Source organism: Pantoea sp. X-Soil-YNGN-785, assembly GCF_059730585.1.
In genome coordinates this window covers 331,129-355,110 of the sequence record NZ_AP035943.1, presented here as the reverse complement: position 1 = coordinate 355,110, position 23,982 = coordinate 331,129, and the positions used below count along the sequence as shown (strand labels likewise).

At 56.0% G+C, this 23,982-nt stretch carries 23 protein-coding genes, 2 pseudogenes and 1 riboswitch; of the genes and pseudogenes, 9 read left to right on the top strand and 16 right to left on the bottom strand.

The genetic code is table 11. The features are described 5' to 3' along the window. Nucleotides 1-6: 6 nt before the first annotated feature. Nucleotides 7-417 carry a GFA family protein gene (locus AC6I8E_RS20340; protein ID WP_013196240.1) on the bottom strand — a complete coding sequence of 137 codons (411 nt, stop codon included), beginning with the start codon at nt 415-417 and terminating at the stop codon, nt 7-9. A 157-nt stretch (nt 418-574) separates the two neighbouring features. Next, complete coding sequence (locus AC6I8E_RS20335; protein WP_497824726.1) at nt 575-1,345, bottom strand: DeoR/GlpR family DNA-binding transcription regulator; 771 nt, start codon at nt 1,343-1,345, stop codon at nt 575-577. Between the two features lie 123 nt (nt 1,346-1,468). Here AC6I8E_RS20335 and AC6I8E_RS20330 point away from each other — a divergent pair, with 123 nt between their 5' ends. Both AC6I8E_RS20330 and AC6I8E_RS20325 read left to right on the top strand, forming a co-directional pair. After that, the gene (locus tag AC6I8E_RS20330; RefSeq protein WP_497824725.1) at nt 1,469-2,620 is read left to right on the top strand and encodes an MFS transporter; all 1,152 of its coding nucleotides are present in this window, start codon (nt 1,469-1,471) and stop codon (nt 2,618-2,620) included. Further along, nucleotides 2,617-3,003 (top strand): VOC family protein, encoded by a 387-nt coding sequence (locus tag AC6I8E_RS20325; protein WP_497824724.1) that lies wholly within the window; start codon nt 2,617-2,619, stop codon nt 3,001-3,003. The genes AC6I8E_RS20330 and AC6I8E_RS20325 overlap by 4 nt, the downstream gene beginning before the upstream one ends. A gap of 12 nt (nt 3,004-3,015) precedes the next feature. On the opposite strand, the gene AC6I8E_RS20320 is transcribed toward AC6I8E_RS20325, so the two are convergent. The 4 genes from AC6I8E_RS20320 to AC6I8E_RS20305 form a co-directional block, all read right to left on the bottom strand. Beyond that, the gene (locus AC6I8E_RS20320) at nt 3,016-3,657 is read right to left on the bottom strand and encodes a DUF1109 domain-containing protein (protein ID WP_312216174.1); all 642 of its coding nucleotides are present in this window, start codon (nt 3,655-3,657) and stop codon (nt 3,016-3,018) included. Then, entirely contained in the window at nt 3,644-4,198 is a 555-nt protein-coding gene (locus AC6I8E_RS20315) for a sigma-70 family RNA polymerase sigma factor (RefSeq protein ID WP_013196245.1), read from the bottom strand. The genes AC6I8E_RS20320 and AC6I8E_RS20315 overlap by 14 nt, the downstream gene beginning before the upstream one ends. Before the next feature lie 71 nt (nt 4,199-4,269). Next, nucleotides 4,270-5,511, bottom strand: coding sequence for a protein-disulfide reductase DsbD family protein (locus tag AC6I8E_RS20310; RefSeq protein ID WP_033785077.1), 1,242 nt, complete (start codon nt 5,509-5,511; stop codon nt 4,270-4,272). Nucleotides 5,512-5,535: 24 nt separating this feature from the next. Then, nucleotides 5,536-6,093 (bottom strand): peroxiredoxin, encoded by a 558-nt coding sequence (locus AC6I8E_RS20305; RefSeq protein ID WP_033735696.1) that lies wholly within the window; start codon nt 6,091-6,093, stop codon nt 5,536-5,538. A 366-nt stretch (nt 6,094-6,459) separates the two neighbouring features. Here AC6I8E_RS20305 and AC6I8E_RS20300 point away from each other — a divergent pair, with 366 nt between their 5' ends. Next, nucleotides 6,460-7,668, top strand: coding sequence for an aldose 1-epimerase family protein (locus AC6I8E_RS20300; protein ID WP_497824908.1), 1,209 nt, complete (start codon nt 6,460-6,462; stop codon nt 7,666-7,668). 181 nt (nt 7,669-7,849) lie between these two features. Next, nucleotides 7,850-7,981: pseudogene (locus tag AC6I8E_RS20295) on the top strand (type II toxin-antitoxin system ParD family antitoxin); the annotation flags it as partial. Nucleotides 7,982-8,255: 274 nt separating this feature from the next. On the opposite strand, the pseudogene AC6I8E_RS20290 reads toward AC6I8E_RS20295, so the two are convergent. Next, nucleotides 8,256-8,704: pseudogene (locus AC6I8E_RS20290) on the bottom strand (NUDIX hydrolase). Between the two features lie 302 nt (nt 8,705-9,006). On the opposite strand from AC6I8E_RS20290, the gene AC6I8E_RS20285 reads away from it, so the two are divergent. Next, a complete protein-coding gene (locus AC6I8E_RS20285) occupies nt 9,007-9,777 on the top strand; it encodes an ABC transporter substrate-binding protein (RefSeq protein ID WP_497824723.1) in 771 nt (256 codons plus the stop codon). 34 nt (nt 9,778-9,811) lie between these two features. Further along, on the top strand, nt 9,812-10,885 hold the full coding sequence (locus AC6I8E_RS20280) for a DUF2817 domain-containing protein (RefSeq protein ID WP_497824722.1): 1,074 nt from the start codon (nt 9,812-9,814) through the stop codon (nt 10,883-10,885). 2 nt (nt 10,886-10,887) lie between these two features. Here AC6I8E_RS20280 and AC6I8E_RS20275 read toward each other — a convergent pair whose 3' ends face one another. Further along, entirely contained in the window at nt 10,888-11,661 is a 774-nt protein-coding gene (locus tag AC6I8E_RS20275; RefSeq protein ID WP_147788864.1) for a HalD/BesD family halogenase, read from the bottom strand. A 99-nt stretch (nt 11,662-11,760) separates the two neighbouring features. Here AC6I8E_RS20275 and AC6I8E_RS20270 point away from each other — a divergent pair, with 99 nt between their 5' ends. After that, on the top strand, nt 11,761-12,666 hold the full coding sequence (locus AC6I8E_RS20270; protein WP_061060795.1) for a LysR substrate-binding domain-containing protein: 906 nt from the start codon (nt 11,761-11,763) through the stop codon (nt 12,664-12,666). A gap of 107 nt (nt 12,667-12,773) precedes the next feature. Here the strand turns inward: AC6I8E_RS20270 and uca are convergent, their stop codons facing one another. From uca to AC6I8E_RS20240, 6 genes are all read right to left on the bottom strand, one after another. Next, nucleotides 12,774-16,379 carry an urea carboxylase gene (uca, locus tag AC6I8E_RS20265; RefSeq protein WP_497824721.1) on the bottom strand — a complete coding sequence of 1,202 codons (3,606 nt, stop codon included), beginning with the start codon at nt 16,377-16,379 and terminating at the stop codon, nt 12,774-12,776. A gap of 110 nt (nt 16,380-16,489) precedes the next feature. Next, complete coding sequence (locus tag AC6I8E_RS20260) at nt 16,490-17,125, bottom strand: urea amidolyase associated protein UAAP2 (RefSeq protein ID WP_013196260.1); 636 nt, start codon at nt 17,123-17,125, stop codon at nt 16,490-16,492. A gap of 10 nt (nt 17,126-17,135) precedes the next feature. Then, the gene (locus AC6I8E_RS20255; protein WP_095707790.1) at nt 17,136-17,864 is read right to left on the bottom strand and encodes an urea amidolyase associated protein UAAP1; all 729 of its coding nucleotides are present in this window, start codon (nt 17,862-17,864) and stop codon (nt 17,136-17,138) included. Beyond that, on the bottom strand, nt 17,861-18,646 hold the full coding sequence (locus AC6I8E_RS20250) for an ABC transporter ATP-binding protein (protein ID WP_497824720.1): 786 nt from the start codon (nt 18,644-18,646) through the stop codon (nt 17,861-17,863). Before AC6I8E_RS20250 ends, AC6I8E_RS20255 begins: the two co-directional genes overlap by 4 nt. Then, nucleotides 18,643-19,458, bottom strand: a complete 816-nt coding sequence (locus tag AC6I8E_RS20245) for an ABC transporter permease (protein ID WP_370425631.1) — start codon at nt 19,456-19,458, stop codon at nt 18,643-18,645. The genes AC6I8E_RS20250 and AC6I8E_RS20245 overlap by 4 nt, the downstream gene beginning before the upstream one ends. A 24-nt stretch (nt 19,459-19,482) precedes the next feature. Beyond that, complete coding sequence (locus AC6I8E_RS20240) at nt 19,483-20,538, bottom strand: putative urea ABC transporter substrate-binding protein (RefSeq protein WP_497824719.1); 1,056 nt, start codon at nt 20,536-20,538, stop codon at nt 19,483-19,485. A gap of 60 nt (nt 20,539-20,598) precedes the next feature. Beyond that, nucleotides 20,599-20,697: riboswitch (guanidine-I (ykkC/yxkD leader) on the bottom strand. Nucleotides 20,698-20,983: 286 nt separating this feature from the next. On the opposite strand from AC6I8E_RS20240, the gene AC6I8E_RS20235 reads away from it, so the two are divergent. Further along, complete coding sequence (locus AC6I8E_RS20235) at nt 20,984-22,033, top strand: ABC transporter substrate-binding protein (protein ID WP_497824718.1); 1,050 nt, start codon at nt 20,984-20,986, stop codon at nt 22,031-22,033. Further along, on the top strand, nt 22,033-22,719 hold the full coding sequence (locus AC6I8E_RS20230; protein WP_497824717.1) for a molybdate ABC transporter substrate-binding protein: 687 nt from the start codon (nt 22,033-22,035) through the stop codon (nt 22,717-22,719). Before AC6I8E_RS20235 ends, AC6I8E_RS20230 begins: the two co-directional genes overlap by 1 nt. 61 nt (nt 22,720-22,780) lie before the next feature. Here AC6I8E_RS20230 and AC6I8E_RS20225 read toward each other — a convergent pair whose 3' ends face one another. Next, nucleotides 22,781-23,362, bottom strand: coding sequence for a DJ-1/PfpI family protein (locus AC6I8E_RS20225; protein ID WP_033785094.1), 582 nt, complete (start codon nt 23,360-23,362; stop codon nt 22,781-22,783). A 167-nt stretch (nt 23,363-23,529) separates the two neighbouring features. Continuing rightward, nucleotides 23,530-23,913 (bottom strand): cupin domain-containing protein, encoded by a 384-nt coding sequence (locus tag AC6I8E_RS20220; protein ID WP_013196270.1) that lies wholly within the window; start codon nt 23,911-23,913, stop codon nt 23,530-23,532. Between the last annotated feature and the right edge of the window lie 69 nt (nt 23,914-23,982).

The window sequence follows — 23,982 nt, the reverse complement described above, 5'->3', positions numbered from 1 at the left end:
GATCGTTCAGGATTGTGTGGGGGTGTAGATCAGATGACCGGCTACACCGCCTGCACCGCCATCTTTAGGATGGTTGATGCCATCGGAAACTGGCACATCGGTGAAGTCAAAAGGTGAAACACCTTCTAAGCAGGCGACGTTAACCCCAAACTGATCGGGCTGCGAGCGGCTCTGGTGAAAGGTATAAATGCCGCAGACGGAGCAGAAGTAGTGGCCCACCTCTTTGCTGTTGAAGCGATACTCTGTGAGCTGTGCTTCACCCTGCGTCAGCTCGACCTTTGTCGCAAATACCACCACCGCGCCGCGCATCCGGCAAAACGAGCAGTTGCAGCGGCGCACGGTGTTGAATCCATCCTTCAGCGTTACCCGGTATGCCACTGCGCCGCAGTGGCATTGCGCTGTCATTTCAGTTTGCATCACGATCTCCTGTGTCATTTAACCCGCCAGCTTTCAGCCTACGCCAAAGCCGGAGGTTTGGCAGCATCAGAGTCCGGGGTGTCACCCATTCAGGCAGTTCGAACCGTGCCTGTTTTTTAAATCAGACCACAATCCGCAGTTCTCCATCGTTCCTGGCTCAGACGGTGATAAGCGTGATCTCTTCAACCGCAAAGGCATCAAGCAGGATTTTATCAAGCTTCTCTTCCACCACCAGCGTTGAAATGTCACGGCATTTCGCCACGCTGAACCGCGCCACAGCGGGGATTTTATCTGCCGTCAGCCCGACAATAACCTGATTGCTCTGGGCCATGGCGACTTTCTTGAATTCACAATCCGCATAGTTAAAACCGGTCAGCCCGGCTTCAGGACTCATGGCGCAGCCGCCAATAAATGCCTGATCGAAAAGTATCCCCTGAATCTGGTTAATCGCGGTTTGCCCGACTGCGCCGCCGGTGCTTTTTTGTATCTGCCCGCCCAGCATGATCACCTCTGCGACAGGATGATTGATCAACAGCGCGGCGATATCGGGCGCATTGGTGACAACCGTCAGACTCAGCTCAGGCGGAAGCGCCTTTGCCAGCGCCAGATTGGTGGTGCCGGCATCAATGAAGATACAGCTGCTGGCTTTCACCAGACTGGCACAGCGCTGCGCGATCAAGGCTTTTGCTGCATGATCGTGCTCTTTTCGGCTGACAAACGTGCCTGCACCCTGCAACTGTAAAACTGCGCCGCCATACACTTTTTTGCATAAGCCCTCTTTACTGAGTTCATGCAGATCGCGGCGGATCGTGTGCTCAGACACTGCCATCTGCCGGGCCAGATCCACGCAGACCACACGACCATTCTGCTGCAGGATCTCACGAATCAGGGCTTGCCGCTGCTGCGGGAAAGCTGCATAATCGAGCATGTAGACTCCAGAGTGTTCATAAACGAGCTATAGTGAGCATGATCGTTCACTTACCGGCAGGGTGTCAATAGCGGCTAATCGATACGCTTACTTTGTCTCTCAAGCATCTGATTAAGGATCGTAATGGCTAATAACGTCTCATCCGCTCAGGCAACGCGCATCATCTTTTTTCTGGCCGGATTTATTACTGCAACCTGGGCCGTGATTGTGCCTTTCGCGCGTGCTAATACCGGCGTTAATGAAGCACAACTGGGCACGTTACTGCTCTGTCTGGGCGTCGGTGCCTTGATCGCAATGCCGGTGACGGGCTGGCTGACCAGCCGCTTTGGCTGCCGCCGGGTGATCCTGGTTGCCGTTGCGCTGATCGTTATCAGTACACCCTGGCTGGCGGTGCTTAGCGATCCGCTGCTGCTGGCGCTGGCATTACTGATTTTTGGCATCGGCATCGGGGTGACCGACTGCGCCATGAACATTCAGGCGATCCTGGTGGAAAAGCAGGCTGCGAAACCGGTGATGTCCGGCTTTCACGGCATGTACAGCTTGGGCGGCATTGCGGGTGCTGGCTTTATGACGCTGCTGCTGGCGATGGGTTTTAGCGTGCTGACCGGCTGCTTACTCGCGGTAGCGGCGGTGATTATCATGACGCTGGTCAGCGTATCGGGTTTACTGACTTACGCCAATCCCGCTGAAGGCCCGGTGTTTGCAGTTCCGCGTGGTAGCGTACTGATTATCGGCATCATCTGCTTTGCAGTCTTCCTGACCGAAGGCACCGTGCTGGACTGGAGTGCGGTCTATCTGACTGATGTCCGGGCCATTCCGGTCTCACTGGGCGGGCTGGGTTATACCTGCTTTGCTGTGGCGATGACGGTGGCGCGCCTGACCGGCGATCGCATCATCTCGTCGCTGGGTCGTCTGCCTGTGGTGCAGGGTGGTGCACTGGTTGCCGCAGCAGGCATGGCGATGGTGACCTTTATCGCCTTCTGGCCGCTGGCACTATTGGGTTACACCCTGGTCGGTGCAGGCTGCGCCAATATCGTGCCGGTGATGTTTTCTGCTGCCGGACGTCAGACGGTGATGCCGCAGGCGGTCGCCATACCGGCTATTACCACGCTCGGCTATCTGGGCGTGCTGAGCGGACCCGCCGTCATTGGCTATGTGGCGCATTACACCCATCTGGGTTTCTCATTTTCACTGATCATGGCGCTGATGCTGGTCGTTGGCGCGGTTTCTCTAACCCTTAACCTGGGCCACAACACGGCAAAGAAAAACAGATGAAAATCGCCCACGTCGCACTCTGGACACGTCACCTTGAGGTACAGCAGCAATTCTGGCGCGAGTGGTTTAACGCGGAGAGCAATGCGCGCTATAAAAGCCGGAACCGTCCCGGCTTCGCCTCCATCTTTATGCAACTGGAGCAGGGCGCAACCATTGAGCTGATGACCCTGCCCGATTTGGCAGAGGGACAGCCGGGCAGGGAAGTCACTGGCTGGGCACACATAGCAATAAGCATCGGTAATGAGCAGCAGGTTGATGAGATGGCCGCCAGAGCGGTAGAGAAAGGGATTCTGGTCGCGGCACCGCGCCGCACGGGTGACGGCTATTATGAAGCGATTATTCGCGATCCGGATGGAAACCTGATTGAGCTGGTCGCAGAGTAATTAACAAAGCCATTATGCGCCCAGTCGGACCCAGCGGCGTCCTGCCAGCACCGTCAGCACCACAATGGTAATGCCTGCCGCAAGATGCATGGAAAAATCGAGCATATGCAGATGGGTTTCATGGCACAGCGACAGCAACATCGATGAGGTAAACGCACTGCCACAGCCGCTCAGCGCCAGGCTGCGCGCGGGATAGAGCGAGCGGGTGCGTTTCAGGGTGATGACGGACATCAACATCATCGGTACGCCGGCCGACAGCATAAACAGATAGCAGTGTATCCCTTCACCAAAGCGGCTCGCGCCCGCAGGCGGGGTCTCAGGTGACATGTTTATCACATTCAGCCCCAGCCACATCAACGCCAGCAGCAGTGGCCAGCGCAGGCTGACGGGTTTTCGTCCTGCGATACTCAGCGTAAAGGCTGCCGCCAGCGTGCTGCCCGCAATAATAAGAGAGAGCAGTACGGCGACAAATGCCAGCCATGCGCCAGGCTGGCTCCAGTCAGTAAACCTGCTGTGAAACGCCCAACTGGTCAGTGCGCCACAAGGCAGGGCGAGCGCGATCCAGCCCGCAACGCGCCAGGCGGTGGGCCAGACACGCTGCACCGGCTGGGCAGACTGGCTGAGCTGATCGATTAACTGGTCATGATTTCTCATGATGACCCCGTCCATATTTTCGAAGATTGACCATTGCGCGATGCAACAGGGATTTAACGGCAGAGAGAGACTGATTGGTTTCAGCGGCTGCCTGCGCCAGGCTCTGCTCGCGCAGATGCACGGATTCGACGATCTCCCGCTGACGTAGCGGAAGGGTGTCCAGATAGCCTGAGAGGATATCGGGATCGGCTGAGGCTTCTGCACTTTCAGCGGGCCGCTGCTGCAGCGCCTCATCATCCTGAACCTCCTGACGACGTCCATGCTGGCGCAGCGCGTCAATCGTTCGGGCAGAAGCAATAGCGGCCACCCACGGCAGAATCGGGCGCTGCGGATCGTAGGTATGCCGCACCCGATGGATTGCCAGCAGCGTATCCTGAATCACATCCTCAACCAGCACCTCATCACCGATTTTTCTGCACACCAGTGCCCGGATGGCCGGAACCATCGCTTTAAGTAACTGGTTATAGGCTGCTCTGTCGCCCGCCTGCGCCCGGGCCATTAAGGCTGGCCAGTGCTGCGCGCGTTGATCAGTGTCTGACATCAGTCATCAGCAGATCAGCACACTGTCGCCGTGTACTGATACCGGAGCAGAAAATCGTTTCATCAATCGTCTCAGGTTTTCTTTCCTTTTTCCGTTGCCTGATCCAGCGCTGAAATCACGATACCCGGCGTCAGCACCTGCGGGAGTACCACCGGTTTGCCGCCATCAGCCGGGTAGACCACGTAGAGAGGTAATCCACCGCGTCCGAAATCACTCAGCGCCTGTTCAACATCGGGATTGTATTTAGTTGAGTCCGCGACCATGTAAATGGTGCTGGTACGCGCCATGGCCGCTTTTACCGCCTGCGTCGACAGCGACGTGCGATCGTTGACCTGGCAGGTAATACACCAGGACGCGGTAAAGTTCACCAGGATAGGCTTACCCTGACCTTTAATTGCATCGACATTCTGTGGCGACCAGGCCACCGCGGCAGCGGCCGGTGAGGCGGCTTCCGTCTCAGCCGGTGCCGTGGCAAAACTGTTCAGATTCAGTAACGGTACTACGACCAGCGCCAGAAAGAACGCGGTGGCAACATGCAGTACCACATGACGCTGTCCCATCATACGGCGTTTCTGCGCCATGCCATACAGCCAGGCAGCAAAACTAAACAGTAAACAACAGGCCAGAATCGCGGCCAGGGCCGCCGATCCTGCCTGACGTTCCAGTACCCAGATCAGCCAGCCCACCGCTCCCAGCATCGGAAACGCCAGACCCTGTTTCAAGGTGATCATCCAGGCACCGGGCTTTGGCAATATTCTCGCCAGAACCGGGAAGAATGAGATCAGGGTAAAGGGTGCAGCAAAGCCCAGCGCCAGCGATATAAAGATCACCACACTGACCAGCGGAGGCTGGGTCAGCGCATAGCCTACCGCGCTGGCCATAAAGGGCGCGCTGCAGGGGGTGGCGACGATGATGGCCAGCGCCCCGGTCAGGGCTGAACCAACCAGTCCACCGCGATCGCCGCCCACTTCGCCGACCCGCTGGATCGACAGTCCGACTTCAAACAGACCGAGCAGGTTCAGTGCTGAGCCGAGCATCACCAGAATCAGTGCGGCGATAACCAGCGGCGATTGCAGCTGAAATCCCCAGCCCACCGACGCACCGCCCGCCCTGGCCAGCAGCAATACGGCGGTCAGAGCAACCATCGTCACCACGACACCAAGCAAAAAGGCCAGACCTTCTGCACGGGCGTGTGAGGGCGATTCGTGATGGCGGATCAGGCTCAGTGCTTTCAGCGAGATCACCGGAAACACGCAGGGCATGAGGTTCAGAATAATGCCGCCCAGGAAGGCGGCTGCAATCGCAGTCAGCATGATGTACCTGCTCAGATGATGAAGTTATGCCGGATTGGCCTGGCGATATTTTTTAACGGCATCCATCGCTTTCTGGATATGCGTATCAGGATTTTTATCGGTGAAGCTCAGCAGGATTTTGCCGTCCGGCGCAATCACATACGAGGTGCGGTCTGAGACTTTCTGACCCTTCATCTCCATTGTGCTCTTATATTCTTCGGCAACTTTGGCACCCGGATCGGCGGCAACGGTAAATTTGTCACGGCACTCCAGCTGCGAGAATTTAGCAATCTGATCGGTATTACCGGCGGTGACACCAATGACGGTCGCACCCTGCTTTTTGAATTCATCGGTCGCTTCAGCAAAGTCATGCGCTTCAAGCGTACAACCCGCACTGAACGCCGCCGGGAAGAAGTAAAGAACAACCGGGCCTTTCTTCAGCGCCTGCTGTAATGAGAAGGTGGTCGATTTACCCGCCAGCGCGGCGTCGAGTTTAAAATCCGGTGCTTTTTCACCGACCTGTAACGCCGCAAAAGCGGATGTTGCCGGAACACTCAGTGCCAGCAGCGTAGCGACGGCCAGGGTTTTCAGGGTGTTTTTCATTGGCGTGACTCTCTCCATTAACGAGCAGACGGGGTTGTCTGACGTCTCTTTTCTAAGGTTCGTTTAAAACGGGAAAAAGTTGCGCGATTTTGAAATTTTTTTAACGTTTTTTTAAGAGGACGTTGATTAGGGATTGACGATTTTCGTTGCATGGCGAGCTGAATCGAGTACAGCTCATGAGTCTGTGACGCGAAAAATACGTCGTGGTTATTCTTTGTTGAACAAAATTTATGTGATTTAACCCGCAATAATGTTGTTAAAAAGCACCGGTTTTCTGGCAGGTGAGCATCGTCACGTTTCTGGTCAGCGTCAGACAGTAGATTCCATTTATGGAATGAAAAAACGATTCAGCAAATGAGGCGGATGATGAAGATTAAACTGGCGTTAACAGTACTGGCGGTTCTGGTTTCAGGTTCAGCAGCGGCGAAAACCTGGGTGCTGACGAGTGCTGAACAGGGCACCGAGCAGGGCAACTGGCAGATTTCCAGCAGTGAGCTGAAATTCCAGGGGAAGCCGTTCAGCATTGAGCAAAAAGTGCTTCATGGTGGCAAGCAGGAAGGCAGTAAAATCATCACCATCCACAGTCAGGATGGCCTGACCATCACACTTAGCCCGACACGCGGCATGAACTTACTGCGCGTTGAGGGCTTTGGTTCTCGTATGGGATGGGATTCACCGGTGAAAGAGGTGGTTAATCCCGCTTATATCAATCTGGAAAGCCGCAACGGTCTGGGCTGGCTGGACGGATTCAACGAGATGATGGTGCGTTGTGGCTATGAGTGGACCGGACATCCGGTTACCGATCAGGGCCGGATTTACACGCTGCACGGTAAAGCAGGTAACACGCCGGTTTCGCAGCTGGAAGTTGAAGTGGCTGATGCTGCACCGCATGAAATCCGTATTCGCGGCCTGATTAAAGAGAGCACCTTTAAGAAGACGAATTTGCAAACCATGACCGAGCTGCGCTATGTGCCGGGCAGCAACAGTTTCAGCCTGCATGACGTGTTAACTAATCACGCTGACTATCCGCACGATTATCAGATTATCTATCACAGCAACTTCGGCCAGCCTATTCTGGAAGAGGGCGCCCGTTTCCTGGCCCCGATGTCCGGCATCAGCCCGTTCAATGACTATGCAAAAGCCGGGTTAAAAGAGTGGCAGACCTACAAAGCTCCGACCAAAGACTTTGATGAGATGGTATTCAACATCAAGCCACTTTCCGACAGCAATCACCAGACCGTCGCTGCAGTGATTAACAAAGCCGGAAACAGCGGCGCATCGATCCAGTTTGATACCCGTCAGCTGCCGATGCTGACCTTATGGAAAAATACTGACACCCTTAAACAGGGCTACGTGACCGGCATCGAGCCAGGCACCAGTTACGCCTATCCGGTCACCATTGAACGCGAGCAAAAGCGCGTCAAGCAACTGCAACCGGGCGCCAGTACGGCATTTGACCTGACGTACACCTTGCTGCACAGCAGCGAACAGGTGAATGACGTTGAGAAACGGATTAAGACTATCCAGGGTGAAACGAAAATAGATGTAAGCGAGACGCCGATAGCTAAGGAGTAAGTGGCTTAAAACCCCGACAGCAGTCGGGGTTTTTGCTATTAAGTTCAGAACGTTATGTATTTTAGCCACTACGCTAAGCAGACAAATCAGTAGCGGACCGTTAAGCCTGAAGTTGATGAAGAAGTGTTACTCTGAAATACTAACAGTTATTAACTGATAGTAATCCGGCGGGAGCAACAACATGCCAACCAGCGTAGCACTAACACCTTATTTTGAAGCGTTCATCCGTGAACAGATCGAAAGTGGACGATATAACAACACGAGTGAAGTGATCCGTGCCGGTCTGAGAGCACTGGAAAAATGCGAACAACAGAAAGGTCTTTCCAGAAAGATATGGAATGCCTGAGCGATATAATCATGAAGATTAGTTGCGATACATACTCAGCGTTTAAGCAAAAGTGAAAGGGGGAGTTTACTACGCCACTGGACATGAGCTCGATAGCTTATTTAACATAAGATAGATTGTGCGCATTTAAAGTCTTTGATTGGCCGTTTCACGTGATTTGCTGAAAAATCGGCTATGACGCCTCTGGTGCGGCGCTTTTGACCTGAGCCGTTGATTGACAGGCCCGGAGCCAGAAGATATTTTATAACTCATCCGGTATTGAGCAGATATCAGGAATGTTTGAGGGATAAACGATATCGTCAGTATTTATCAGTTCATTCAGATCCCACCAATGATAATTGGCAATGACTGTTTTTCATTATCGGTCCATCCGCCAGTACTGATATTTTCATCACCTGTTTTAATTAAATAAAATCGCTCATGTGCCAGAACTACCTCACCGCTGGGGAGCGTCATTTCAAAAGTTCTCTCTGTTAGCGGTTGCCCCACCGAATCAACGTTAATACCTGTTTCTTCCCTGAGTTCCCTGAGGGCTGCCTGCTCAAACGTTTCTCCTGTTTCCACGCCTCCACCGGGCGTTGCCCAGTATACTCTGCCTGCCAGCGCATCACTTTCATGCCTGAATCTGAATAATAAAACCTGATTGAGAGCGTTCATGATCAGTAAACGTGCAGATTTACGGGTACGCACTGGACAACTCCTTTTTCACATACGATGTAAGTCAGTGTAACTGATTTAGCATGTAACAATAAAACAGAGTCGAAGCTAAATTAATTACTGCTTTCAGGTTCCCGTTCCGGACCTTTCAAGCCCTCCATCCCATACCAGGTTAGTATTAAGCAAAATTTAACGCCGTATCAATAATTCGCACAGCCCCTTAATAACATAAGATTTTACTCTGGAAGAACGCGGTTTATTCGCTGGCAGCAAAACAGGCCGCATGTTATTAAATTTAAATGTCGTGCTTAATTTCACCTGTCGGGAAATAAAATATGAAAAAGAGCGTATCCCTTGCATTACTGTTTTCGCTTACCGCGTTCACCCAGGGTGCCCTGGCCCAGCAGACACTGCGCTTTGGCGTTGATCCGACGTTCCCGCCGTTTGAATCTAAAGCGGCTGATGGGTCGTTACAGGGCTTTGATATTGATATTGGCAACGCCATCTGCGCGCAGGCAAAGGTGAAGTGCCAGTGGGTGCAGATGGGTTTTGACAGCAGCATCCCTGCCCTTCAGGCGAAGAAATTTGACGCCATCCTGTCGGCAATGTCGATGACCGACAAACGTCGTCAGCAGGTGGCATTCAGCGACATGTTGTACAACACCCCGAGTGCCCTACTGGCGCCAGCGGCCAGCAAGCTGACGACCGACGTTGCCTCATTGCGCGGTAAGACGATTGGTGTGGCTCAGGGCACCATCCAGGAAACTTACGCCAAAACCAAATGGGAGTCGCAGGGCGTCAAAATCGTCTCTTATCCTAATCAGATGGAAGTCTACCCGGATCTGGTCGCCGGACGTCTTGATGGCAGCCTGGCGAATGCGGTCTCTGCTGAACAGGGATTCCTCACCACATCGGAAGGCAAGCCGTACGCCATTAAAGGGACACTGGTAGATAAAGTCATCTTTGGTGATGGTGTCGGTATCGCGTTACGCAAAGGCGATGAGGTAAATCTGAAGATGATCAACACGGCGCTGGCAGAGATCCATAAAAACGGCACCTACGATCAGCTGACCAAAAAATACTTCAAATTCAACGTTTATCCGTGATGCGGTTCGCGCGCCGCATCGCAGGAGGCTGAACATGGCATTACCCGATTACCGCGCTCAGCGCGCACGCTTTCTTACCGCTGCGCAGAATAAAGGCGCAGAAATCACCTCTCACCCTCACCCACTCCCTGGCCAGCAGGGTGAAGCGCTGTATACGGATGTGGCACGGTTGGGACCCGCCACGGCATCACGTCTGATGCTGGTGGTCTCCGGTACGCACGGCGTTGAAGGCTATTATGGTTCGGATTGTCAGATCGCCTGGCTCGATGCGCTGGATGAAATAGCATTACCCGCTGACACCGCGCTGCTGCTGGTTCACCTGCTCAATCCGTGGGGAGCAGCCCATTTACGGCGCGTAAACGAAGACAATCTCGATCTCAATCGTAACTTTATCGACTTCAGCCAGCCCCTTCCGGCTGACCCGGATTATGCGCAATGGCACGGAATCTATCATGGCGACCGTGCCAGTGCGGATCGGCAATTAGCTGAGGCACTGGAGGACCAGAGCTGGCAGGCAGTTAAACGCGTGGTGGAAGCCGGACAATATACGTTTGCGGATGGGTTCTTCTTCGGCGGACACCAGCCCAGCTGGTCTCACCTTACGATGAAGGCGATCATCGACCAGCATCTCTCGGTTGCAAAAACCATCCTCAGCTTTGATCTGCACACCGGAGCCGGCGCGTGGGGGCATCCGATGCTGCTGTCCATTGCAGAGCAGCGTTATGCTGCTCATGAGTGGGGCAAAACTATTTATGGTGAGTGGCTGACCGTATTGTTGACGGGTACAGGACGTGACAGCGTAACCGGTGTGACCGCCACCGCAACGGGATATCTGTCGCAATACCTGCTGAGTTCCCTTCCTGACACACTGATATTGCCGTTAGTGGTGGAATGCGGAACCTACGAGGCAGAGGATATGCACAGGCGGGTGCGTGAAGATCACTGGCTCCATCTCACTGGCGATCCCGCCAGTGCGGCTGGCCAGACGTCAAAACAGCAACTGGTCGAGGGATTCTGGCCTGAAGATGCGGACTGGCGTGCGTTAGTGGCTTTCCGCACGCAGCAAATCTTTCAGCGCGGCTGGCGTGCCCTTACGGACACGCCCTGATTTTATAGTCTGCCGTAAAAGGTCATTCGGGCTGTTTCTGACAGCGCGATATCCGGCTGAGTATTGTAAGCCAGCACAGCCAGCATCCGCGTGACCTCGCCTTCGGTCGGCGTCACGCGATGCAGGGAGTTACGGCCGCGAAACAGCACCAGATCGCCAGCATCAATCTCCAGCGCGTCAACCGGCTGGCGCGCGTCCAGTACCGCGTCGACACCGTCGAAGTTCATCTCACCGGCATCGGCATCACGCAGATCCTTCACATACTCAAACACGCCGCCCGCCAGCGGTTTCTGGACCAGTAAGGTGATAGCAAAGGAGGAGTTGTCGAAGTGCCAGCCCAGCTCCTGGCCGTCAGACGCATAGTGCAGGTTAATCGACGAAAGCGGATCGGCATAAGGATGGAGCGCTTCCTCTGCCAGCACATCGCATAGGAAATGTTTAAACAGGTCATCGTTATAAAGCTGGCGCAGCGGCGAGTCGGCAGCGATAACATCATCTGTAATGCATCCTTTGGTGCTGAGCACATCCCGGTTACGCGGGTGATCCGCGCTGAACGCTTCATCCGGCTTCATCAGGTAGACATTGTGTTTGCTGCGGGTGTGATAGGCCAGATGACGCCGGGCATTGCCCTCTTCAATAATCGCCTCCAGAGCATGAGGTTGTAAAAACTGACGCAGTACCAGCGCGCCGGCGTGGTTTAACTGCTCACGACAGCGCTGACGCCAGTCATGATCGGCCAGCGGATGAAGATCGAGACGAACGAGGGATCCAGACATAGCAACATTTCTCATGATGGGCAGGTGTGATGTTACTCTACCTGTCGCCTGCCACGCAGCGTAACGATAAAAACTTACTGCCCTGATAAGGAAGAGTTAATGCCTGCCCAATTGCCAAGGTTGCCCAAAATCAGCGTCATACAGTCCTTTAAAGTGGCCGCCGAACTGGGCAGCCTGGCAAAAGCTGCCGCCCAGCTGGCTTTGACCCCGGCGGCGGTCAGCCAGCAGATCCGCCAGTTGGAGGAACAACTCGGCAGCGCGCTGTTTCTGCGCACGCAGAGCGGCGTGATGCTGACCGAAACCGGCAAAGAGTATCTGCGCTATGTCACCGAAGCTTTTGATATTTTGCACCTTGGTCAGCAGAACATCCGCCATGCGGCCAGCGCCCCAAAACTCACGATTTACGCACTACCGGCGCTGGCGTCGAAATGGCTGCTGCCCGAACTGACCTACTGGCGCGATCGTTGCCCGGATATCGATCTGTCGTTACATGGCACCCATTCACCGGTCGATTTCACGGCAATGCCCGCCGATTTCGTAATCTGCTTTGGTGAAGATCGATACCCGCAACTGGATAAGATCAGATTGTTTCAGGATGAGGTGCTGCCGGTGGCCAGTCCGTCTCTGCTTCGACGTTTGACGCCGGAAACGATCTTAAGTCAGGCGCCGCTGATCCACCTCGACTGGGGTAATGAAGGACGATTTCTGCCAGACTGGCAAAGCTGGTTTCAGGCAAAAGGCATGGATGAACCGCTGCCGCAGCCCGCATTCAGCTTTAACCTGACCTCACTGGCGATTGATGCGGCGGTTGCAGGTGTGGGGCTGTTGCTGGGACAGCGACGCCTTATCGCGCCAGAGCTGGCGCGTGGCGATCTGGTGGTGGTGGATGATCTTTGCCTGCCTCTGAGCAAACCCTATTTCCTGGCGTGGCCGCAACGCACGCTGAGTCAGCCTGGCAGTGAAGCGATGATCGGCTGGCTAAAAGAACTGGGCGCGCGGTGCTGATACCCGGCTGCTGTGATGCATGTTGCCTGCGCCCGCCAGCAATCTGCCGCTGACGGGCGCAGCGGCATTCAGCATGACCTTATCCGGCTGGTCGATTGTGATCGTCGTTACGCATTATCTTCAACGATTACCGCCACACGTTGCCCTGCACGTACTGCGCTGCCTGGCTGGACGCTGACCTGCTGAATAATGCCGCTGCACGGGGCCAGAAGTGGGATCTCCATCTTCATCGACTCCAGCACCACCAGGATATCCCCTTCCCGCACCCGGCTGCCCGCGGTCGCCTGCACCTGCCAGAGATTGCCGGATATCGGACTTTCAACCCCCTGCTCGCCCGGCTGCAGCGGCGCGTCGCCGCCTTCTTCCGCTACGTCTTCCTGACTGTCGAAATGGGCCTGGCCGCTGGCTATCCAGCGGTCACGTTCCGCATTGAACGCACTTTGCTGATGCTCACGAAACTCGCCGATACTCTCCGCTTCACGCGCAAGGAAGTTCTGATACTCTGCTAGCCGCAGCGTGCTGTGCTCAATGCGCAGCGGATAGCGACCCAGTGGAAAATCGCGACGAATCTGCAGCAGTTCTTCGGCGGAAACCGGATAAAAACGGATCTGATCAAAAAAGCGCAGCAGCCAGGGCTTACCGCCAAAATCGGCCACTTCGTGATATCGGTTCCACATCTGCAGAGTGCGGCCCACAAACTGATAGCCGCCAGGCCCCTCCATGCCATAAACGCACAGATAAGCGCCGCCGATGCCCACTGAGTTTTCCGCCGTCCAGGTGCGGGCCGGATTATATTTCGTCGTCACCAGCCGATGACGCGGATCCAGCGGCGTGGCAACCGGCGCGCCAAGATAGACATCGCCCAGTCCCATGACCAGATAGCTGGCCTCAAACACGGTGTTCCAGACGGCCTGCTCATCCGGCAGATCGTTTATCCGGCGGATAAACTCAAGGTTGCTCGGGCACCAGGGCGCGTCCGGACGCACGGTGGTCATATATTTTTCGATCGCCTTCTGACAGGCGGGATCGTCCCAGGAGAGCGGCAGATGGACAACACGTGTCGGCACCTGAAGGTCGTCACTCATGCAGACCCTCTCCCACTCACCGCGCACCCACGCCAGCAGTACGTCTGGCGTCAGCGTCTCCGGCTGGAAGTGGATTTGCAGCGAGCGAATGCCCGGCGTGATATCAGTAATGCCGTTGCGGGATTGCGTTTCCAGCGCCTGCATCAGGGCGTGAATGCGAAAGCGCAGTACCAGATCCAACTCCGGCTCGCCTGCCTCCAGCAGCAGATGCGTATCGCCAGAAAGCCGTGCCACCAGACGTTTATCCGCCTCGCCGCAGGCCATTATTATCGGCGACATCAGCGGCGCAGGCTCCCAGTGAATCTCCTGTGGCTGTAGCGTGGTCAGCTCGTTGCGACGTCCCTCTGCCAGTCGCCGTGCCGTCGGGATATCCACCGGAACAAACTGCACTTTGTCACCCGCTTTGAGCTGTCCCAGTTGCCAGAGATCCGCTTCGATCACCGTCGCCGGGCAGACGAACCCGCCGAGACTCGGGCCATCCGGTCCCAGGATGACCGGCATATCACCGGTAAAGTCGACCGCGCCAATGGCGTAAGGGTTGTCATGAATATTCGAGGGGTGCAGTCCCGCTTCGCCGCCGCTGTCGCGGGTCCAGATCGGCTTTGGCCCGATCAGGCGCACGCCTGTGCGGCTGGAGTTAAAATGCACTTCCCATTCTGTGGCAAAGAACGTCGCCATATAGTCAGGCGCGAAGAACTCCGGCGCGCCGTGGGGACCGTAAATCACGCGCAGCGTGCGAACCGGCGCGAGATCGGTGCGCAGCGCATCAGGCAATTCTGTTCCGGCTGTGTTCGTAGTCCGCGGCGCGAGATGCAGCACATCGCCGCTGCGCAGCGCACGACCAGCGTGTCCGCCAAACTGACCGAGGGTAAAGGTACTTTTGCTGCCTAAATAGTCCGGCACCTGAATACCCCCGCTCAGGCAGAGATAGCTTCTGACGCCCTCGCCACGCATCGCGCCCAGCTTCAGCGTTGATCCCGCTGGGAGGGTAAACACAGTGTCCATCGCCTGTTCAACGCCATCCAGCGTGACACTGAGCGGCGCGCCGCAGACCACCGCCTGAATCGCCGTGTTAAATTTCAGGGTGGGCCCGTTCAGGGTGATTTCCAGCGCAGCGTCACCTTCTTCATTTCCCAGCAGACGGTTACCGAGACGCAGGGCGCGATCGTCCATCGGCCCCGACGGCGGCACACCAACCGCCCAGTATCCCAGTCGTCCAGGATAGTCCTGCACGCTGGTCTGGGTGCCGGCACTCAGTACCTCAACGGTGGCCGCCTGATAGCTGAGCTGCTCCAGGCAGCGGGTCCAGGGTTCACCCGCCGTAAAGGGCGCAAAGGCTAAAATCTGCTGGAGATAGCGGCGGTTGGTTTCAACGCCATAAAAACGGGTTTCTGCCAGCGCCTGTGCCAGGGTGGCGATAGATTCTTCGCGCGTAGCGCTGAAGGCAATCACTTTTGCCAGCATCGGGTCAAAGAATGGCGGGACTTCGCATCCGGCCTCCACCCAGCGGTCGATGCGCAGAGTTTTACCGTCGGATGCCGGGAAATGGACTTCAGTTAACTGTCCGGGTGAAGGCTGGAACTGCCGTCCCGGATCTTCTGCATAGATGCGCGCCTGCACGGCATGGCCCTGTGGATTCAGCGTGGCGGCTAATGCGCTCAGCGGCGGAAGATCACCTGCCGCCAGCTCAATCATCCATTTCACCAGATCCACGCCCCAGACCTGCTCTGTTACGCCATGTTCAACCTGCAGGCGGGTATTCACTTCAAGGAAATAGAACTGTAGTGCTGCGCTATCGTAAACAAATTCAACCGTGCCCGCGCTGCGATAGTTCACCGCTTTCCCCAGGGCGATAGCCGCCGAGCAGAGCGCTTCGGCCATGCCAGCTGGCAGATTCGGCGCAGGCGTCTCTTCGATCACTTTCTGATTACGTCGCTGAACCGAGCAGTCGCGCACGCCCAGCGCGATAACCTCGCCCTTTCCGTCACCGAAAATCTGCACCTCAAGATGACGGGCACGTTCGATATATTTTTCGAGAAACACCCCTGCGTCGCTGAAGTTGTTCTGGCCGAGACGCTGTACGGTTTCAAACGCGTCTGACAGTTCATTCGCATCACCGCAGACGCGCATGCCAATGCCGCCACCGCCCGCCGTGCTTTTCAGCATCACCGGATAGCCGACACGCTCTGCGGCGCGGCGGGCTTCGCTGACATCCGCCAGCAGCTCACTGCCCTCCAGCAACGGCACGCCTTCAGCCTTCGCCAGCGCGCGGGCCGTATGTTTCAGGCCAAAGGTCCGTAACTGCTGCGGCGTGGGACCGACAAAAATCAGACCGGCGGCCTCGCACGCTTCCGCAAAGGCGGCGTTTTCGGAAAGGAAACCGTAGCCAGGATGGATCGCTTTTGCCCCGCTCTGCTGCGCGGCAGCGATGATTTTTTCCGTCACCAGATAGGTTTGTGCGGCCGGGCCTTCACCCAGGCTCAGCGCCTCATCCGCCTCGCGGATATGCAAGCTGCTCAGGTCGGCTTCGGAGTAAACGGCGACGCCTTTCACCTGCATGGCACGCAGCGTGCGAAGGATGCGACAGGCGATCGCGCCGCGATTAGCAATCAGTAAGGTATCAAACATAGGCGAACTCTCAGGGATGCGGGTCGTCCCGCAAAATTCGATATTCCCTGGGGCCGTCCCCGGGGCTGACCGGCACTAAAAAGGTGGCCAGAGAAGTTCATAGGGCTGGCTCAGTTCCACACCAGCACTTCGGCGGGCGTCGGGTTCCAGCCGTTGCAGGGGTTATTCAGCTGCGGACAGTTGGAGATCAGCACCATTACGTTGCATTCGGCTACCAGGTCGACATATTTTCCGGGCGCAGATAAGCCGTCTTCGAAGGTCAGACCGCCTTCAGGCGTGACCGGAACGTTCATGAAAAAGTTGATGTTGGCGCCGATATCCCGCTTGTGCAGACGGCCATCATGCAGACAGGCGCACAGGAAGTTATCCCGACAGCTGTGCATGTAGCGTTTATCGTGGGCATAGCGCACGGTGTTGCTCTCCTGGGAACAGGCTCCTCCCAGGGTATCGTGGCGACCACAGGTGTCGGCGGCGATTGTCAGCAACGGATTGCCGAGATTCGAATAGAGCACGCTGCCAGTGGTCAGATAGACCTTGCCCTGACGACGCAGCGTGCGCTGAGGATCGTAGCGTTCACGCGGGTTGTCGGTGTTGTAAAACAGGGTATCTATCGCCTGATTGCCTTCGAGGTCGAGCAGGCGCAGCGTTTGCCCTTTTTTGACTTCGAACAGCCACGGCTCGCCTGCCGGGATCACGTGCCGATAGACGGCATCTTCAGGACGACGATCAGAGTGGACAACGGTCATCGCAGCCTCCTTACAGGGCAAAAAGTTGAGTGTTGTGAAATGCACGCTGGTTTTCGCCACGATTAACGATCGCCTCGCTGACGGCCTGCATATCGTCGGCCTGATACCAGCTCAGCTGGACCGGACGGGGATGATAGTCAGTGGCCGGATCCTGCGGATGTGGCAGCGCGGTCAGCACCATCAGCACGTCCATGGGCGCGTAAAGCTCAACGAAATCCCCCGCGCGGCTGTTGTCCGTGCTGAACCCGAAACGGCCCTGCCCATCAACCGTGACCTTGCTGAAAAAGTTGACGACCATCAGCAGATCTTCCAGACCCAGATCCCATTTGCCCATCTCAACCAGCAGATTATCCACGCCGTTGCGATAGAAGCCGTTGCGCAGCTCCTGATAGCGACCGGCACCGTACTTCTCCTGTGTTTCCGCCGCATTGAGTACGCCGCCAAATGGATCGTGCCAGCCGCAGCTATCGGCAACAATCGCGGCCATCACGCGGCCCATATCGGAGTAGAAACAGTGGCCGGTGGTCAGGCGTGCGGTGTGCTGACCTTTCAGGGTGTCCGGCAGATTCAGCCGTTCACTTTTCTCGTGCGGATTGAGCATCATCATGCTGACGTTCGCGCCGCCTTCGATATCGGTCAGGCGCAGGATCTGCCCTTTACGCAGAATCAGTGAGGTATGCGCGCCACCGGGTAGCAGCTCTTCGCGCAGGCTCGGGGCTGAATGAAAAAGTTCTGTCATTGAGCGGTCTCCTTTAAAGGGTAAATGTTATTTCTGCTGCCGGTCGCCAGCTGAGACAGCCGCGTTTCATTAAGCGGGATGTCGTAGGTGATACGTGCCCCCCACGCATTGGGGGCCTGCGGGTCGATGCGCACCTTGTCGAACACCAGCAGCCGGGTGCCGAGATTGAAACCTTCAGCAAGGTCGTGCGTGACCATAAAGACCGTCATCCGGGTTTCGCTCCACAGCTGGAGCAGCAGTGCATGCATATCTTTTCGGATGCCAGGATCCAGCGCGCCAAACGGCTCATCCAGCAGCAGCACGCGTGGCTGCATCACAAACGCCTGTGCAATCGCCAGCCGCTGTTGCATTCCGCCGGAAAGCTGCGCCGGATATTTATCCAGCGAATGGCCCAGCCCGACTTTCTGCAGCATCCGTTTAGCCTGTTCGCGTGCCTGGCGTTTTCGGGCACCAAATAACCGGCCTGTAAGAGGTGACGCCGGAAGTTCGAGGCCAATGGCGACGTTATCCAGCACGTTGAGATGAGGGAAAACCGAATAGCGCTGAAACACCACGCCACGGCTGCGATCCGGCTCTCCGGGCAGTAGCTCACCGTTCAGCGTGATTGATCCCCGCGTCGGCTTCTCCTGACCGAGCAGCAGGCGTAAGAATGTCGATTTACCGCAGCCGGACGCGCCTACCAGCGAACAGAATTCGCCCTCTTTCACCTGCAGATTGATGCGCTCCAGCACCACGTGGTCGCCATACTCCTGCCAGATATTTTTGATATCGATAAAACTCATTCCCGGCCTCCTTCCGCCCAGGGGAAACAGGCTTTGTGCAGCTGACGCAGCGAGAGGTCCATCAGCCACGCCAGCAGCGTGATCCAGATGACATAAGGAATGATCACATCCATCGCCATATAGCGGCGCACCAGAAAGATGCGATAACCCAGCCCGGCGGTCGCGGAGATGGCTTCGGCGGAGATCAGAAAGAGCCATGCCGATCCCAGCAGCAGACGCAGCGAGGTGATCAGCCGCGATAACAGCTGCGGCAGCACGACCCGCAGCACCACCGTCCAGCTGTTCGCCCCCAGGGTTTGCGCTTTGATAAACAGCTCTGCGGGGATTTCCCGCGCCCGATGCTCCAGATCGCGCGCCAGCATCGGCGTAATGCCAATGACGATCAGCATCACTTTTGACAGCTCATCCAGCCCGAAGACGATAAACAGCATTGGCAGCAGCGCCAGCGGCGGGATCATCGACACCACGGTCATGAAAGGTGACAGCGCCGCGCGGGTCATCGGAAAAACGCCCGCAGCGATGCCGATGCACAAGCCAATTACCGAAGAGAGCGCCAGGCCAGTCAGCAGACGAGTTAAGCTAATCCACGTATCCGCCCACAGCAGATACTCCCCGCTGCGCTTGTCCGGCGTGAACGCCATCCGGTCGATGGCCGCGATCATCTGCGACAGGCCGGGCAGCAGTTTGTCGTGGGGATTCGCCTCCAGACGCACTGCCGAACTGATAAACCACGCGGCGATCAGCAACACAAACGGTAACAGCATCAGCGTCAGGCGCATTCCCTGCCGGGGATAGCGGTTGATGTGGCGCATGGCAAAAACTCCTGAGTCCGGTGATTACAGCTTGCCCGCAGCGGCCAGCTTCAGATAGCTGTCGTCAAAGCGCAGTTTGATGTTTGCGGTGTCGCCGACGGTGACGTTGCCCGGGAAGCGCATGCCGATGAAGTCAGCGCTTTGCGCGCCCTCACCCAGCAATCCTTTATCAAAGGAGAACGCAGCGACGCGTTGCATGGTTTTCGCCAGTTCAGGGGATGAGACAAAGGTCTGGGTTTCGGCGGGGGTCCAGAACAGGTGGGTGGTTTTCAGCTGCGCCTTATAACCGGCGAGGTCCGTACCGGAATCGGCCGCCATAGCACTCAGCGCCTGGGTGTCTCCGGCCTGCATCTTCGCCATCATCTCAAACCAGGCACCGGTCAGCGCCTTGCCGAGTGCGGGGTTATCTTTCAGGGTGTCGGTATTGACCACCATCATGTCAATTAACTCGCCCGGCACGGCCGATGAGCTGAACACTTCTGTCGTCTGCGGCGTCTTTTTGATGACCGAAAGCTGCGGGTTCCAGGCCACAGCCGCTTTAACGTTGCTGGTGCCGAACGCTGAGACGATATCGGCATCGGAGGTGTTCACGACTTTTACGTCTTTTTCCTGCAGTCCGGCCTTCTCCAGCCCGCGGACGAGAAGATAGTGCGAAACCGATAGCGCAGGCAGATAGACCGACATCCCTTTCAGATCGCTGAGCTTTTTGTTTTCGCCTTTCAGCACCACGCCGTCGTTTCCATCGGAATAACTGCCGGTGATCAACGCCGTGCTATCAATGCCGCCGGCTGCAGGAATGGTCAGGGCATCCATATTCGTCATAGTGCAGCCGTCGAACTGCCCGGCGGTGTACTGGTTGATCGACTCGATGTAGTCATTGAGCTGAGTGATACGGATTTTAATGCCATATTTGCTGGCCCATTTATCAATGATCTTCTCATTGCTGATGGCGCCCCAGGGCATCCAGCCCGCGTAAATGGTCCAGCAGATGTTGAACTCTTTTTTAACGGCGGCGAAAGACGGCGCGCTGACCAGCAGCGTCAGCGAAAGAATCAGCGTCAGGAGGGGGGATTTCTTCATGGTTGACCTCTGGTTGGCACAAAAAAACGGGAGCAGCGCAGGACACCAGATGGTGCCGCTGTCTCCCGGGCTTTTGTCCCGCCGTGTAACCTCGCAGAGGTCGCCAGCTCTCGGACCAGACATTCACCTGCGTGAACCGGAACCCTAGCCAGCTATTTGCTATCAATGTGTCATACGCTGCTTACTGCTAAGACTTCAGCAAATGGCGTGCCAGAAATAAAAACAATAAATATCAGCAATTTAGACAGTTTTCGGCACGGAAGGCACCGGGATGGTGAACCAGCAACGGGCATTGCACATAATCAGTGCTGTGTTGGGGATAAGGGCGATATGCGCAGTCAGTCTCTTTTTCTACCTGCTGCTTTCCCAAAATAATGACCCAGACCGTGACGCAGATCACCTATCGCTATATAATCAAATGCATAACGATTTTCGAGGATAGTTAATGAAGCGCTTCTGGCAGACATGCACATTCGGTTTAGTGATACTCCTTCCACTCTCTTCTCAGGCATCGCGCCAGATCACCGACCAGATTGGCCGTCAGGTTTCGATTCCTGACCACGTTGACCGCATTGTTGTGCTTCAGCACCAGACGCTGAACCTGCTGGTGCAGATGAACGCCACCGATAAAATCGTCGGGGTGATGGCGAACTGGAAGCAGCAGCTCGGCGACGGCTATGCCCGACTCGCCCCTGAGCTGAACCATATGGCTACGCTTGGGGATCTGACGCATGTTGATCCGGAGAAACTGGTGGCGCTGCATCCGCAGGTGGTGTTTATCACCAACTATGCCCCGCACGAGATGATAGACAGCATTACCGCGCTGGGGATCCCTGTCGTGGCTATCTCGCTGCGTCATGACCTGCCGGGTGAGCAGGACAAAATGAACCCGACTCTCAGTGATGAGGAAATGGCCTATGACAAAGGTCTGCGCGAAGGCATTACGCTGATTGGCGAGATCGTCAATAAACCCGCCCAAGCGAAAGCGCTGATTGAGGCCACCGATCAGGGGCGTAAAATCGTCAGCGACCGCCTGAAAGATATTCCGGCGGACAAACGTATTCGCGCCTATATGGCCAATCCGCAACTGACTACTTATGGTTCCGGGAAATATACCGGTCTGATGATGCAGCATGCGGGTGCGGTTAACGTCGCCGCGGCGACCGTGAAAGGATTTAAAACCGTGTCGATGGAGCAGGTGATCGCCTGGGATCCGCAGGTGATTTTTGTCCAGGACCGTTACCCTTCTGTCGTGAATGAAATCAACAGCTCTCCACAATGGCAGGCGATTGACGCGGTCAAAAACCATCGCGTTTATCTGATGCCGGACTACGCCAAAGCCTGGGGCTATCCGATGCCGGAAGCGATGGGGCTCGGCGAGCTGTGGATGGCAAAAAAACTCTATCCGCAGAAGTTTCAGGATGTCGACATGAACAAACTGGCTAACCGCTGGTATCAGCGTTTTTATCGCACCACTTATCAGGGGCCAGAGTAATGCAGGTACTGGCGGCGGGCAGCCTGAAAGACGTCTGGCCGACACTAATGGCGTCCTTTCCGGAGCCGGTTGGAACCCGTTTTGGTCCGGCTGGCCTGCTCCGCGAACGGATTGAGGCTGGTGAGCGGTGCGACCTCTTTGCTTCAGCCAGTGAAGATCATCCGCAGACGCTGCGGGCTGCCGGACGCGCGCTGGCAGTCATGCCGTTTGCCACCAACCGGCTCTGCATTACGGTGCGCAGCGATTGTCTTCTTCCTGGAGACGACTGGTATACGTTGCTCACCCGTGACTCGCTGCGAATCGCCACGTCCACACCTGGTGCCGACCCGTCGGGTGACTATACGCAGATTCTTTTCTCCCGGATGGGTAATGCCGGTGAAGCGGTGCGCCAGCGCGCCCTCGCGCTGGTTGGCGGGCGTGACTCAGCAGCCATTCCCGCAGGCAGGCTGGCAGCGGAGTGGATTATTCAGGCGGATATGGCGGATCTGTTTATCGGCTATGCCAGCTATCGGACAGCCCTGAGCCGGATTGCCGGACTGACGGTAGTGAATATTCCGGCGGCTGTTAATCCTGTTGCACGCTATGCCTGTGCGGTCATCACGCCACAGGCGCAAAGGCTGGCGATGTTCTTAGGTTCAGAGCAGGCAAAAAGGGTATTGCGGGATGCGGGATTTGGTTGTGAATAAAAGCGCTTTTTCAATTACTGTGCGCCCCGTCAGCCTGCCGCTTCGGGGGCGCCAAATCAAATCAGAGCTTAGCGAAATCCACTTTAAGCTTGTGACTGATGTGTTCCGCCTGTTCAGTGGCTTTGTCGCCCTCACCTGTCAGAGTAAAAGCAATGGCGAAGGCGAAATCAAACGCCGCGCCCAGATCCTGTCCGCTCAGCAGATTGCCATCTTTCACAACCGATGCATTAACGTAAACGCCATCGGTCACACCCTCTGAAGAGGTACCGGAACTGACATAACGCCGTCCCTTCAAAAGCGCGTGAGGTGCCAGCACTCTGGCCGCTGCGGAACAGATTGGGCAGACCAGACGACCCGCTTCATCATGCCGGCGAATAAAATCGATCACCGCAGCATTCGCTGACAGATTTTTGCTGCCGTCCGGGCCGCCTGGCACAATCACCGCATCAAACAGCCGCTCGCGATTCTCCTCCAGCAGCTCATCGGCCACGACCTTCACCTGATGGTAGCTGGTGACTTCCCTGTAGGGCTGACAGGCCACAGTGGTCACGCGAATGCCCAGACGTGAAAGAATATCGAGCGTGATGATGGCTTCAGCTTCTTCAAAACCGGGCGCGAGCAGCAGGGCAACATTCTTATCCATGAAAAAATCCTTTTACATTGTGGGTGTGGTTGGAGCAAAGAACGTTAATCCTGGTCTGTGCAGACACACCGTTTACTGATCCGAATCAAATCCGGGCGGGGTTTATTTCAGAGGTTAGCAACGGTAGCGAAAACACTGCCGTCATGTGTTATGGCAAACGCCGCTACTTAAAACTCTTCAGGTTCTCCCGGCAGCGGCTCGGTCAGTTCCTGCCCTTTTACTCCTGCATAGGTGATCACCAATTCAGCAGGTTCATCCAGAGTATAACCACGATGCGCGCTATTAACCGTTTCATTCAGAGCTTCACCTGCTGTAAACGTGCGCTGTTCGCCGCTCTCTTTATCCTCAACAATCAGTGCGCCAGAAAGAACAAACGCCGTATTCGGCATCGGGTGGGTGTGCCAGGGCAATGACGTATGAGCAGGCAGTGACAGTCGCATCACTGTCAGTTCAGGTTCGCCAGTGGGATAAGCATTTATCACCTCACCGTTCCAGGCCTGGCTGCTGCGCATCACTTCGACCGCGTTAATTTCGTTATCCTGCTTTGACATGGTTAATCCCTGTTGTTACTCAATAGAATGCCAGTAGTGACTGAGCAATAAGCGTAGAAGAAAATGGCG